This window comes from Acinetobacter ursingii DSM 16037 = CIP 107286, assembly GCF_000368825.1.
In the GTDB taxonomy this organism is placed as follows: Bacteria; Pseudomonadota; Gammaproteobacteria; order Pseudomonadales; family Moraxellaceae; genus Acinetobacter; species Acinetobacter ursingii.
Map to the genome: position 1 here is coordinate 1,390,886 of NZ_KB849717.1, position 13,556 is coordinate 1,404,441.

The following is a 13,556-nucleotide window of genomic DNA, read 5'->3' on the forward strand; positions in this document are numbered from 1 at the left end:
TCCTGCCGTTTTGTCCTCGCCAGTAGGTTTTTGTACTTTTATTTAGGTACAATGTAATCGGAAACTTAAAATAAAAAACCCCGACATTTACAGGTTTTATTGAGGACATGTGTATGGATGAATGAAGCGCATACACAGCCAGTTGTTATGAAATAAAAAGATGACTGTTCCTAAAAAATAGATAAATTAATCATAAAGAATATGTTAAAACACAACCTTGCTTGATTTTTATGCATCACTGGAAAATAAAATGACACAGACCTATAAAGATGAAACGCTTGCTATTCATGCAGGCTATTCCCCAGAACCGACCACCAAAGCAGTGGCTGTTCCAATTTACCAAACTACCTCTTATGCATTTGATAACACGCAACATGGGGCAGATTTATTTGATCTAAAAGTTCAGGGGAATATTTACACGCGGATTATGAACCCGACCACCGCGGTACTGGAACAGCGGATTGCTGCGCTTGAAGGGGGGATTGGCGCATTGGCTTTGGCTTCGGGTATGGCCGCGATTACTTATGCTATTCAAACCATTACGGAAGCTGGCGATAATATTGCGTCCGTATCGACCTTGTATGGTGGAACCTATAATTTATTTGCGCACACTCTACCCAAACAAGGCATTGAAGTTCGTTTTTTTGATTACCAACAACCTGAAAGTTTACGTGCATTAATTGATGATAAAACCAAACTGGTCTTTGTCGAATCGATTGGCAATCCACTGGGTAATATTATTGATCTGGAAGCGATTGCCAAGATTGCACATGAATATGGTGTACCTGTGGTCGTGGATAATACCGTCGCCACGCCTGTACTTCAGAAATCGTTTGATTTTGGCGCAGATATTATTGTGCATTCACTCACCAAATATATTGGTGGTCATGGCAATAGCATTGGTGGTGTGATTGTAGACAGCGGTAAGTTTCCATGGGGACAATATCCTGAACGTTTTAAAGTGTTGAATACTCCCGATCCAAGCTATCATGGCGTGAATTATGTCGAAGCCTTAGGCCCAGCCGCCTATATTGCTCGTGCCCGCGTGGTCCCACTGCGTAATACAGGTGCTGCGATTAGTCCACTGAGCGTGTTTTTGATTTTACAAGGACTTGAAACCTTATCTTTACGCATGGAACGTCATACTGAAAATGCGCTTAAAGTTGCCGAATATTTACAACAACATCCCAAAGTCAAATGGGTCAATTATGCGGGTTTAAAAAATCATCCTCAGCATGCACTGGCACAAAAATACGTGAAAGGTAAACCCTCCGCGATACTTTCCTTTGGGGTTCAAGATGGTCGTGAAGGCGGCACACGTTTTATTGATGCATTGCAACTGTTTACCCGTCTGGTCAATATTGGCGATGCAAAAAGTCTGGCTTGCCACCCTGCGACCACCACTCACCGCCAGTTAAATGCTGAAGAGCTTAAAGCCGCAGGGGTAAGTGAAGACATGGTTCGCTTATCTGTTGGGATTGAACATATTGAAGATTTAATTGCAGATCTGGATCAAGCTTTGGCAAGCGTCTAAATAAAAGTAAAAAGTACTCACTAAGTCCGCTTTAATGCGGACTTTTTTTATTATATAAGGGCATTTTTTTATGTTAAAAGTGAACCAAGTATAGTTTAATATTAGAGCAATTACTCTAAAAACATTTGTAAATTCATAGGCTTAACTATAGACTTTTTTAAAATTAAATCCAATAATAATCACCTAGACTTTGGTTGAATAGATTCATTCACCAAAACGTCTAAGGCGGTAAAAAAACAAGTAAAGCTTTTGGATTTAAGCTCAAAGCTCAGGGAAAAACGCGTGAATAAAAAACTTGAAACTCTTTTCCAAGAGAATGTCAAAAATAAAGTTATTCTGATCACTGGTGCATCTAGTGGTATCGGTTTAACAGTCGCAAAGAAAATGGCATCCGCAGGTGCTCATGTGCTATTAGTCGCACGTACTCAGGATACACTACAACAAGTACAGACCGAGATTGTTCAAGCAGGTGGTAAAGCATCAATCTTTCCATGCGATTTGAGTGACATGGAAGCCATTGATCGTGTTGCCAAAGAAATCATACAGAAAGTCGAGCATATCGATATTCTGATCAACAATGCTGGGCGCTCTATACGTCGTGCTGTGCATGAATCTATCGACCGCTTCCATGATTTTGAACGTACTATGCAACTCAATTATTTCGGTGCAGTACGTTTGGTTTTAAATGTTTTACCTCATATGATTAACCGTAAAGGTGGTCAGATTATTAATATTAGTTCGATTGGTGTATTGGCCAACGCAACTCGTTTTTCGGCTTATGTGGCATCTAAAGCTGCGCTGGATGCATTTAGTCGTTGTCTATCGGCCGAAGTGCATTCGCATAAAATTTCGATTACCTCGATTTACATGCCTTTGGTTCGTACGCCGATGATTGCACCGACCAAAATTTATAATTATGTTCCTACTCTTTCACCAGATCAGGCCGCAGATCTCATCGCTTATGCCGTTGTAAAACGTCCTAAACGTATTGCGACGAATTTAGGTCGTTTGGCCTCAGTCACTTACTCTTTGGTGCCTGAAGTCAATAACCTATTGATGTCGATTGGATTTAACCTGTTCCCAAGTTCAGATGCAGCAGTGGGCAAAAAACAGGAAAAACTGAACTGGATGCAAAAGACCTATGCTCGAATTTTCCCTGGAGAGCATTGGTAAATTTCAAATCATGCCGCTGTGATCATGTCATGGCGGCAACCATACAAAATAAAAACAAAATAAAATATATTTTAACAAATGATAAAATTAGTTTAAAATTCACACATAATTTATTTAAATAGATTATTAATTCATCAAAAATTTAAAAAAAATGTGAGTACATTATGTCTACAGCCAAAAAAAATTCGGCATTAAAACCGCTTTGCTATGCCATTCTTTTGAGTATGAATTTTATTGTAACCCCTAATTTTGCAGCAGAACCAGCAGACACACAAAATACCTCCTCATCGGCTCAACAAGAAAATCCGATGTCAAAACTTGATTGGCATATTGGTCCTGAAAAAGAAAATATTGCGCAAGTAGCCTCAATTAAGACCTTAAAAGATGAAGGTTTCTTGGACACGACAAATTCAGACAAATTTCTGGAGCTGACAGACAATTTAGCAACAGGAAGCACCAATATCTTAGTCGCGGCAGATAATTCATGGTGGGCAACCTTTGATTTTGATCCATCAGGCTATGTTAAAGATGATGAGAAAATCGATGCCGATGCATTACTTAAGCAACTCAAAGAATCCGATGCCCCTGCCAATGAAGAACGTCAACGCTTAGGCCTGACCAAACTTTATACAGTGGGCTGGTCTGTCCCTCCTCATTATGATGAACAAACCAAACAACTGGAATGGGCACTTAAAGTACGCGATGAAAATAACAACGACACGATTAACTATACCATTCGTCTACTCGGACGCACTGGAGTCATGAGTGCGACATTAATTTCCGATGAAGAACATTTAACCAAAAATATTCAAGAATTTAAGCAAACTCTGACTGGTTTTGACTTTAATGCTGGAGAAAAATATTCAGAATATAAAGCAGGAGATAAAGTTGCAGAATATGGTCTAGCAGCACTGATTGCAGGTGGAGCAGCTGTCGTTGCAACCAAAAAAGGCCTGTGGGCAGCAATTGCAGCTTTTTTTGCAGCCGCGTGGAAATTTGTAGCGGTTGGTGTGGTTGCAGTAGGCAGCTGGATTGCATCTTTGTTTAAACGCAATAAATCCTAAATGTTTTTAGATACTGACTATCTGTTTGTATTCACTTTAGTCGGGTTATATGTATATGACTCGGCTCACCTTTGTTATTTTAATGAATTCTTTTTAAGTAAAGGATCACGATCCTCTTTTTATGTTCAAACTGTTTCTCTCAATTATTCATTTGGAAAAAAGTTTTTATTTATTCCATCACTATTCTTTCCATCAACCTTACTGTTCAAAGTCAAATGGCAAACGCAGAACAAGACAGCACCTATTGTTCCAGCCGATATTGAGATAATTTACAACCTAGCTCAACAGCTTAAATTGATTCAATTTTTAAATACAATTGGCGCTATTTTGACGCTTATCGCACTGCCTTTATCAATTATTGGCAAAGCATCACATACTCTTATTGCGCTCATTATTATTGTTATTTATGCCATTAATCTCATCAATATTTTAATGATTTTTTTGCAGCGCAAAACATTATCTCTTCGTCCTAAAACCCTATTGCTACTGTTTTTAGATAGTCTTTTTTGCCCGCCTTTTGCTCTAAACCTTGTCAAAAAAATAAGTTTAAATTATGCCATTCAAACAGAAGGATTAAAGCTAGCGCAAAAACTTTTACAGTCACCCCAACTTGAAGTTTTAATCACCCAAATTATCAAAGATATCGCTTTATTAAAAACAAATCATAACCTTTCCAATGAACAACTAACGCGACTCCATGAGAAAGAATATGAACTGAATCAACTATTAATATCTTCTGAACAAGAATAAAAAACCTCTCATTTGAGAGAGGTTTTTTATGATTCAATTTGGATGTATATCACATCAAGCAAAGCAATATACAAACTCAGAAATTACTTCGATCCTTTAATCCCTGCCTGCAATAACAATGCACCGAATCCACCAATTTTATTGTCTTGTGGTTTATCCTGTTTAGGACGTTGTGGTTTTTTCGCCTGATCATTTTGACGCGCCGCTTGCGGACGTTTAGCTTGTGGTTTACGTTCTTCGCGTTGCTCTTGTTGATCACGACGTGGTGGGCGCTGTGCTTTTACAGGAGGCTGTGAACCTTCAGGACGCATACTTAAATTGACACGATTGCGTTCAGCATCGACGGTGAGTACACGTACTTGTACAATTTGACCCGGTTTGACCACTTTATGTGGATCAGAAACAAATTCGTTGGCCAATTCAGAAATATGAACCAAACCATCCTGATGTACACCGACATCGACAAATGCGCCAAAGTTAGTGACATTCGTCACCACACCTTCAAGCTGCATACCTTCAGTTAATTGTGCCACTTCAGTAATATCTTCACGGAATTTAGCCGTGCGGAATTCTGGACGCGGATCACGACCTGGTTTTTCAAGCTCTGCCAATACATCCTGAACGGTAGGTAAACCAAACTGGTCATCGACAAATTCATCCGCTTTAACTTGGCGAATAATTTCACTATTACCAATAATATCTTTCACCGTGGTTGCTTTGGCTTCGACTATTCTTTCCACCAAACCATAACTTTCTGGATGTACCGCAGAGGCATCTAATGGCTCTGAACCATTCTGAATGCGCAAGAATCCTGCTGCCTGTTCAAAAGTACGTTCGCCTAAACGTGGCACTTTTTTCAAAGCTTGACGATTTTCAAACTGACCATTTTCTTTACGATATTCAACAATCTGCTGGGCAATAGCTTTATTTAAACCTGCGATATAACCCAAAATTGCAGATGATGCAGTATTGACATCAACACCAACGGCGTTTACACAATCCTCAACCACTGCGTCCAAGGTTTTAGCCAAACCTGTCTGGTTCACGTCATGTTGATATTGCCCCACACCAATCGATTTTGGATCGATCTTGACCAGTTCAGCCAAAGGATCCTGCAAACGACGGGCAATCGAGACCGCACCACGAATGGAGACATCTAACTCTGGAAGTTCAGCCGCCGCCAATTCACTGGCTGAATACACCGAAGCACCCGCTTCGCTGACGCTAACCCGAGTCAGTTTGAGGTCAGGGTTTGCGGTCATCATTTCTGCAACCACCGCTTCTGTTTCACGGCTCGCCGTGCCATTGCCAATTGCAATCAAATCGACATTGTATTCACGGCACAAACGCGCCAATTCAGCGATCGAACCTTCTTTGTCTTCTTTAGGTGCAAATGTATAAATGGTGCTATGTGCCAAGACATCGCCCGCATCACTCACTACCGCCAGTTTCACGCCAGTACGAATCCCAGGATCAACACCTAAAGTGGTACGACCACCTGCTGGCGCAGACAAGAGTAAATGACGCAAGTTTTCAGCAAAAACCTCCATTGCTTCTGCTTCAGCAGCAAGACGCTTTTCAGTCAGCAACGAATGTTCAATTTGTGGACGGATTTTACCCAACCAGAATAATTTAGCCGTTTGCTTTAAAAAATCCTGACGTGCTTGGGGCTGAATTTGTTCAAGACTATATTCAGTTTCAATTTGCGCCAATGGTGCTTCATCTTCACCATCGACTTTTAAGCCCAGTACATTTTCCTGACGACCACGGAGCATCGCCAATAAACGATGCGATGGGACTTTATTTAGGTTTTCAGAAAACTCAAAATAGTCACGGAATTTTTTACCGACTTCTTTTTTCTCATCAGACGCCACCGAACTTTTCAAAATCGCAGTTTTTGCAAAGAGTGCTTTGAGCGCTGTGGTTAAAGCAATGTTTTGTGCCCATTCATCAATGATAATATGCTGTACCGCATCTAGTTGACTTTCAACATCTGGATAGTCTTCATGACTAAATCCTGCTAAAGCCTCTACAGGTTCAACATTTTCATTTCGGATTTTTTCTGCGGCAGGACCCAGACCCGCTTCTTTTGCTTTAAACGACTTACTGGTACGTTTTGGTCGATACGGCGCGTAGATTTCTTCTAGCGCATTTTTGGTTTCAGCCGCATTGACCCGTGCCAACAAATCTTCTGAAAGTTTGTCTTGTTCTTTTAATGATTCGATGACTTTTTCACGGCGCTCATATAAATCACGCAAATAAGCCAAGCGGGTATCTAACTGGCGCAGTTGTGTATCATCTAAACCCTGCGTTACTTCTTTACGGTAACGTGCAATAAATGGAACGCTCGCACCTTCATCAATTAAACGAATGGCAGCTTCTACTTGGTTTGGACGTACGGCAAGTTCGCTTGCCAACTGCTGAACTAAGTCAGTCATCGTATTTGATTCCACAAGGCTAAAGTTTAAAAGCAATGATTATAAAGACCGAGACTATAAAATCCACAATTGTTTTGCGTATTAAAAACGAAATTTTGAATCAAACCTGTGTTTTTTTCAATTTTTAGACATTTTTATTTGATCTGGTTCAAGCTTTAGCCTAGACAGTCACATTTTTCCTAAACTTATTTACTCAAATCAAATGCTCAACGCTTCTGCCAATCCCATTGCAGTGAAAATGAAGAGTTATGTTTTTTGCAAACGCGCATTTATATATTTGCATCATGCACAGCATCAATGCTTTTCCCCACAACAAATAAACTAAAAATGATTAAATTTAATTGAACAAACAAGGATTTAATCAAAAAAATGACACATCTCGCATGCTAAAATCACCTTAACCTAAAGCTGCAAACTTCAAGTACCGCAAAATCGCTTTAACATGTTGTTTTTTGGTTTCAAATCACGCGGAAAATTGTAATTTTGAGCAAATTGATACATAGTCTTAAACAGACTATCCGCATTATACTGCAATGATCCAATAAGCTATAAATATTGACTTAAATTAAGGGAGTACATCATGAGTTTAGTTGTACCTGCTGAAAATAATGAAGCTGTACAAAACGAAACCGACCGTGTCGAACGCATTTTGGTGGTCGATGATGATGTGCGTTTACGCACCCTTTTACAACGGTTCTTGGAAGATAAAGGTTTTGTGGTCAAAACCGCACACGATGCCACTCAAATGGATCGCTTGTTACAACGAGAATTATTTTCATTGATTGTGTTAGATTTCATGTTACCTGTCGAAGATGGCTTAAGTATCTGTCGCCGTTTACGCCAGTCCAATATTGATACACCCATTATTATGCTGACTGCACGGGGCAGCGACTCAGACCGTATCGCAGGTCTGGAAGCAGGTGCCGATGATTATCTACCGAAACCCTTTAATCCAAACGAATTACTAGCTCGTATTCGTGCGGTATTGCGCCGTCAAGTGCGTGAAGTTCCAGGTGCGCCCAGCCAGCAAATGGAAGTGGTCAGTTTTGGCCCGTGGTCTCTGGATTTATCAACGCGCACCCTGACCCGTGAAGGTCAAGTCGTCACTTTAACGACAGGTGAATTTGCCGTCCTCAAAGCTTTGGTACAGCATCCACGTGAACCTTTAACGCGCGATAAACTCATGAATCTGGCGCGTGGTCGTGAATGGGGAGCAATGGAACGTTCAATCGATGTACAGGTTTCGCGTTTACGTCGTTTAATTGAAGAAAATCCAGCTCGTGCACGTTATATTCAAACTGTTTGGGGCATTGGTTATGTCTTTGTACCAGATGGTGCTGAATAAGTTGGCACTGTAGGGTAATGCATTGAAGCTCGATCCCGTTAATCCACAGGACTATACCGATTTTGTTGCCTACTCAGAGCGTAAACGCACGCGCTGGGAACGCTTTCTCGACAAAATAAAACCACGCTCTGCTGCAATGCGTACGGCAGTGCTGGTGGTTTTTGTGGTGATTTTTAGTCTGGTCATGTCACTGTGGTTTTTCTGGCGAACGCTTTATTTACCTGAAATTCAGCAACATGCCCGTTATCTCGCGGTTGAACTGGAACTGGTCAATAATCCTGATATTCGAATATTTCATCGTAATAATGAAGTCGATATCGATACTTGGCTCAAAAATCGGATCGGGATTGAATACATCACCAATCCCAAAGAATATCCCAATGTCCGCGATAAAGTCATTGCAGATTTCTTCACCAATAATGTCGAAGATAAACTGGCCAAAGAGCTAAATGTTAAAGATGTAACCGTCTATTTTCAGTTCAAACCCAGCCCGCGTATCTGGATTCAAACACCAGAAATGAAAGGCAACTGGGTGCGTGAACCGCTTAAAACCTATGCCAATTATAGCCCTGAGCTTATTTTTGGTTGGTTATTGGGGGTTCCTATTATTGCCTGCATCATTATTTTAACCCTTGTGCGTCAGTTAAACCGCCCATTACGTCGTTTACAAAATGCCGCCAATGAATATAGTAAAACAGGTAAAGCGCCCTATCTGGAAACCAATCATGGCCCGCAGGAAATCCGTGAAGTGAATCAGGCGTTTAATCATATGATTTATACGCTTGAACAAACTGAACGCGATCGCCGCATTATGTTGGCGGGTATTTCTCATGATTTGCGTACTCCCCTGACCCGTATCCGTTTAACCGCAGAAATGCTGCCCGATGAATTTTTCCGGGAAGGTTTAATCTATGATGTCGATGATATGGATGCGATTTTAAATCAGTTCATTTCTTATATGCGTGATGGATCAGATGAAGAACTGCGCGAAACCAATATTAATATCTTATTACAAGAATTGGTGGTGCAATTTAAACCACTGGATATTCGTTTTGAGGCACAGGATGTTCCGATTATTCCTGCACGTAGCCTTTCTTTAAAAAGACTGATTGCCAATTTGATTAATAATGCCAAACGTTATGGTGCGGAACCGATTGAACTGAGTGCCCATGTTGAAAATGAACATATTTTAATCAGCGTTGCAGATCATGGAGAAGGCATTCCAGAAGATCAGATTGATGACTTGATGCAGCCTTTTGTTCGGGGAAATGCAGCACGTACCGTACAAGGAAGCGGGTTGGGACTGTCGATCGTGAAACGAATTGTGGATATTCATCAGGGTGAATTACTGATTCATAATCGCCCAGAAGGAGGACTTGAAGCCATCATTTCACTGCCTCTACCTAAACATTTGCAAGATGACACAGCATCGGTCAATCCACTTAATAAAATTAAGCAAAGCCTCACCGAACGCTTCTAATACTTTTGTCTAAAAAAACAACAAACAAATGATGCAGATCATTAATCGATCAATTTTTATCTTAGTATAATCAAACAGTTAAAAACATCATTAATATTTATACCCACATTTATTATAAAAATTAGACCTTAGCCTAACATGCCTCCATATCGCTTGTAGAGTAGGTACAATCCCCTCCTATGTAATCCACAAGATTGAGAGTAAGCCATGTCTTTAGATCGTATCCGATTAGCCTCCCTTCATGACAAAGTCATCAGCGCAGATCAAGCCGCTGAGTTTATCCAAGACGGTATGACAGTCGGTATGAGTGGTTTTACTCGCGCTGGTGAAGCCAAAGCGGTTCCGCAAGCACTGGTTCATCGTGCTAAAGCCAATCCTTTAAAAATTACCTTAATCACGGGTGCAAGTTTAGGTAACGATCTAGACAAACAGTTGACCGAAGCTGGTGTTTTAGCGCGTCGTTTGCCTTTCCAAGTGGATAACACATTACGTCGTGCCATCAATAATGGCGAAGTGATGTTTATCGATCAGCATTTGTCTGAAACTGTTGAACAAATGCGTAACTTACAATTAAAACGTCCTGATGTAGCGGTGATTGAAGCGATTGCAATTACTGAAGATGGTGGCATTATTCCAACAACATCAGTCGGTAACTCTGCCAGCTTTGCGATTTTTGCGGAAAAAGTCATTGTTGAAATCAATACCTCTTTAAGCGAAGCTTTTGAAGGTCTACACGATATTTATATTCCAACTTATCGTCCTACGCGTCAGCCTATTCCGTTGACCAAAGTCGATGAACGTATTGGTACTACTGCCATTCAAATTGATCCAGCGAAAATTGTCGGGATCGTATTTAATGACACCGCAGATTCACCATCAACCGTCACTTTACCTGATGATGAAACGCAAGGGATTGCCAATCACCTGATTGCCTTCTTTGAAAAAGAAGTTGCAGAAGGTCGTTTACCTACAAATCTGGGTCCATTACAAGCAGGGATTGGCTCAATTGCCAATGCGGTACTGACAGGTCTAAAAGATTCAAACTTTGAAGATTTGGTCATGTATTCAGAAGTATTACAAGACTGTACCTTTGAACTAATTGATGCAGGAAAAATGAAATTTGCATCAGGTAGTTCAATCACCCTTTCTGCAAAATGTGGTGAAAAAGTCTTTGGTAATATTGAAGCCTATAAAGATAAACTGGTATTACGTCCTCAGGAAATCTCGAATCACCCAGAATTGGTACGCCGTTTGGGGATTATCGGGATCAATACTGCACTTGAATTTGACATTTACGGCAACGTGAACTCAACTCATGTTTGCGGTACCAAAATGATGAACGGTATTGGCGGTTCAGGTGACTTTGCCCGTAATGCGCATTTGGCTATTTTTGTAACCAAGTCGATTGCCAAAGGTGGTGACATTTCTTCAATCGTACCGATGGTATCGCATGTGGATCATAGTGAGCACGATGTCGATATTTTAGTCACTGAGCAAGGGCTAGCAGACTTACGTGGACTTGCACCTCGTGAGCGTGCGCGTGTGATTATTGACAATTGTGTCCATCCACTTTATCAGGGCGCTTTAAACGATTACTTCGATCGTGCCTGTGCCAAAGGTGGTCATACACCGCATCTACTACGCGAAGCGTTGTCATGGCATGCAAATTTTGAAGAAACTGGTCATATGCTGGTGACAGAAGCTCAAGCCAAATCTGCTTAACTTTTAGCATCCACACTTACAGCTTTCACCTTTTAAAAAAGCACCCGACTGCCCTTGGGTGCTTTTTTATGGCTGTATGAGAAGCAGACTTATCAAATGGACAATTTTCGATTATCTTTAAGCAAGACAATAACAAGTAGAAAATTCCATGTTTATGATTCGCCAGTTTATTCAGTCCGATCTAGATGACGTGATTCATCTTTGGGAAATTTGTGGGCTGACTCGCCCATGGAACAATCCCGAGCTGGATATTTTTCGTAAACTGGTTCAGCAGGATGATCTATTTTTAGTGGCCATAAAAGATGAACAACTAATTGCTGTATTAATGGGGGGTTATGACGGACATCGTGGCTGGATGAATTATTTGGCAGTACATCCGCAACATCAGCGTTTAGGTATTGCGACTGCATTGGTTCAACAGTTGGAAAAACGTCTCATTGCACGCGGTTGCCCTAAACTTCAATTATTGGTTCGTCAGGATAATCTTGATGTCCAAACTTTCTACGAAGAACTCGGTTATGAAGAAGTGGATGTGGTGTGTATGGGCAAACGTCTGATTCAGGACTAAATGAGATCTTGCTTTAGTGCAATGAAAGTGCTCAAGGTTTAAATGCCAAATAAATATCGATGATATGACAATTAATCTAGCAATAGTCTGATTAAAATTGAATCTGAATGATGATTCATCAGGGGGATTCAAACAATGAAGATAAAACTATTAGGTTGTGCGATGCTTGCTCTTACTGCATCCAATTTTGTTCAGGCTGAAGTCAATACCAAACCATTTACCACGACAGAACTGAAAGCATTAAGCTGTACTGATCTAAGTGTTGAAAAAGCCAATGCCAAACGAGAGCTTGCAGCCGCTGAAAGAAACATCACCAACATTCAAACGGATACGCCAAACAAAACCATCAGTAAATGGGCGGGTGTTGCAGGTGGAGCGCTCAGTGCTTTTGGTGGAAAATCTGAACATGCAGCTAAAGCCAAAGATATGGCAAACAATTTGGCTGGTTCAGAAGACACTTCAGATGAAAACAATCTAAAACTACAGCAAGCCCTGAAAAATAAGGCTCAAACTAATATTGAAAATATCGAGACTTATCAAAAAAGTAAAAAATGTAAAATTTAAATTTTAAAAATCTCGAAAATCATAAGAATGATGAGTTTTCAGCGCCAGATCTCAATGATCTGGCTTTTTTTATGTCTTAGATTTGGCTGTTATCACAGTATCGTCATGTCTAAAGCGGCTATGCATCATTGTTTTGCTATTGATTACCCAAGCGTTCCTACTCTTAACAAAATAGGAAACTCAATTTGAAAGCTTTGATCGGATGAACACAAGGCTCGTATTCGATTTAAAGGATCTGTGTCATTTTGCTGGATATAATGTTTGATTGCCGACCACGTGTACAAATAATCAATCAATTGTTCAGAAGACCACGCTAACTGAATTTTAAAATCAGGCATGGCAATTTCCTTAAATGGAAACGGAATGGTCTGATACTGCTCGTCCACATAATGACGTTCAGCATCCCAGTAATCTTTGAGGATGACCCGATATAAATACTGAATCGCGTCATTGAGTTGCGTATGATCGATCTGAATCAAACCATAACCCAATACAGCAAATACACCATTGGGTTTTAAAGTTCGTTTAACTTGCGCATAAAAAGCATCAAAATCAAACCAGTGAATCGCTTGGGCGACGCTGATGAAATCAAAACATTGCGCTGGAAAACGAGCCTGTTCTGCCGTCTGTACCTGATAACTGACATTTTCAAAATAAGGGGCGTGTTGCAATTGATTGGCGCTTAAATCTGTTGCCACAATTTGCTCAAAATAAGGCGCTAAAAGTTGGGTAAACTGACCTGATCCCGCACCGCAATCCCATGCAAAGTCGCATGCAGGCACATGTTTAAGCAGCTCTTGAACTACTGCCTGTGGATAAGTTGGCCGTGCCTGTTGATAAAGCTGACTTTGGGCTGAGAATAAATCTTTCATCCTCCGCTCCTTGATTTGAGATGCTTATACTTGACTATAAAATAAA

11 protein-coding genes are annotated in these 13,556 nt (G+C 40.6%); 9 read left to right on the top strand and 2 right to left on the bottom strand.

Annotation, left to right across the window (positions count from 1 at the left end; genetic code table 11):
- The first annotated feature begins 250 nt into the window (after positions 1 to 250).
- The 4 genes from F944_RS14005 (at position 251) to F944_RS14020 (ending at position 4,521) form a co-directional block, all read left to right on the top strand.
- The gene (locus tag F944_RS14005; RefSeq protein WP_004991804.1) at positions 251 to 1,534 is read left to right on the top strand and encodes an O-acetylhomoserine aminocarboxypropyltransferase/cysteine synthase family protein; all 1,284 of its coding nucleotides are present in this window, start codon (positions 251 to 253) and stop codon (positions 1,532 to 1,534) included.
- A 282-nt stretch (positions 1,535 to 1,816) separates the two neighbouring features.
- Complete coding sequence (locus tag F944_RS14010) at positions 1,817 to 2,707, top strand: SDR family NAD(P)-dependent oxidoreductase (RefSeq protein WP_004991809.1); 891 nt, start codon at positions 1,817 to 1,819, stop codon at positions 2,705 to 2,707.
- Between the two features lie 164 nt (positions 2,708 to 2,871).
- A complete protein-coding gene (locus F944_RS14015; protein ID WP_004991810.1) occupies positions 2,872 to 3,771 on the top strand; it encodes a DUF2167 domain-containing protein in 900 nt (299 codons plus the stop codon).
- Positions 3,772 to 4,521 carry a hypothetical protein gene (locus F944_RS14020; RefSeq protein WP_004991811.1) on the top strand — a complete coding sequence of 250 codons (750 nt, stop codon included), beginning with the start codon at positions 3,772 to 3,774 and terminating at the stop codon, positions 4,519 to 4,521. It begins immediately after the preceding gene.
- 83 nt (positions 4,522 to 4,604) lie between these two features.
- Here F944_RS14020 and F944_RS14025 read toward each other — a convergent pair whose 3' ends face one another.
- Positions 4,605 to 6,959, bottom strand: a complete 2,355-nt coding sequence (locus tag F944_RS14025; protein WP_004991812.1) for a Tex family protein — start codon at positions 6,957 to 6,959, stop codon at positions 4,605 to 4,607.
- Positions 6,960 to 7,539: 580 nt separating this feature from the next.
- On the opposite strand from F944_RS14025, the gene ompR reads away from it, so the two are divergent.
- The 5 genes from ompR (at position 7,540) to F944_RS14050 (ending at position 12,638) form a co-directional block, all read left to right on the top strand.
- Positions 7,540 to 8,304 carry an osmolarity response regulator transcription factor OmpR gene (gene ompR, locus F944_RS14030; protein WP_004991813.1) on the top strand — a complete coding sequence of 255 codons (765 nt, stop codon included), beginning with the start codon at positions 7,540 to 7,542 and terminating at the stop codon, positions 8,302 to 8,304.
- Positions 8,305 to 8,326: 22 nt separating this feature from the next.
- A complete protein-coding gene (locus tag F944_RS14035; protein WP_004991819.1) occupies positions 8,327 to 9,784 on the top strand; it encodes an ATP-binding protein in 1,458 nt (485 codons plus the stop codon).
- Between the two features lie 207 nt (positions 9,785 to 9,991).
- Entirely contained in the window at positions 9,992 to 11,506 is a 1,515-nt protein-coding gene (locus tag F944_RS14040) for an acetyl-CoA hydrolase/transferase family protein (protein ID WP_004991823.1), read from the top strand.
- Positions 11,507 to 11,654: 148 nt separating this feature from the next.
- Entirely contained in the window at positions 11,655 to 12,074 is a 420-nt protein-coding gene (locus tag F944_RS14045) for a GNAT family acetyltransferase (protein WP_004991825.1), read from the top strand.
- Between the two features lie 135 nt (positions 12,075 to 12,209).
- Positions 12,210 to 12,638 (top strand): hypothetical protein, encoded by a 429-nt coding sequence (locus tag F944_RS14050; RefSeq protein WP_004991828.1) that lies wholly within the window; start codon positions 12,210 to 12,212, stop codon positions 12,636 to 12,638.
- 143 nt (positions 12,639 to 12,781) lie between these two features.
- Here F944_RS14050 and F944_RS14055 read toward each other — a convergent pair whose 3' ends face one another.
- Positions 12,782 to 13,510 (bottom strand): class I SAM-dependent methyltransferase, encoded by a 729-nt coding sequence (locus tag F944_RS14055; RefSeq protein ID WP_004991833.1) that lies wholly within the window; start codon positions 13,508 to 13,510, stop codon positions 12,782 to 12,784.
- Between the last annotated feature and the right edge of the window lie 46 nt (positions 13,511 to 13,556).

What these genes read in the sequence shown, in the direction of transcription:
- F944_RS14050 (WP_004991828.1), top strand. Translation starts at nt 12,210, where the DNA reads ATGAAGATAAAACTATTAGGTTGTGCGATGCTTGCTCTTACTGCATCC.
- F944_RS14020 (WP_004991811.1), top strand. Translation starts at nt 3,772, where the DNA reads ATGTTTTTAGATACTGACTATCTGTTTGTATTCACTTTAGTCGGGTTA.
- F944_RS14040 (WP_004991823.1), top strand. Translation starts at nt 9,992, where the DNA reads ATGTCTTTAGATCGTATCCGATTAGCCTCCCTTCATGACAAAGTCATC.
- F944_RS14025 (WP_004991812.1), bottom strand. Translation starts at nt 6,959, where the DNA reads ATGACTGACTTAGTTCAGCAGTTGGCAAGCGAACTTGCCGTACGTCCA.
- F944_RS14045 (WP_004991825.1), top strand. Translation starts at nt 11,655, where the DNA reads ATGTTTATGATTCGCCAGTTTATTCAGTCCGATCTAGATGACGTGATT.
- F944_RS14055 (WP_004991833.1), bottom strand. Translation starts at nt 13,510, where the DNA reads ATGAAAGATTTATTCTCAGCCCAAAGTCAGCTTTATCAACAGGCACGG.
- F944_RS14005 (WP_004991804.1), top strand. Translation starts at nt 251, where the DNA reads ATGACACAGACCTATAAAGATGAAACGCTTGCTATTCATGCAGGCTAT.
- ompR (WP_004991813.1), top strand. Translation starts at nt 7,540, where the DNA reads ATGAGTTTAGTTGTACCTGCTGAAAATAATGAAGCTGTACAAAACGAA.
- F944_RS14015 (WP_004991810.1), top strand. Translation starts at nt 2,872, where the DNA reads ATGTCTACAGCCAAAAAAAATTCGGCATTAAAACCGCTTTGCTATGCC.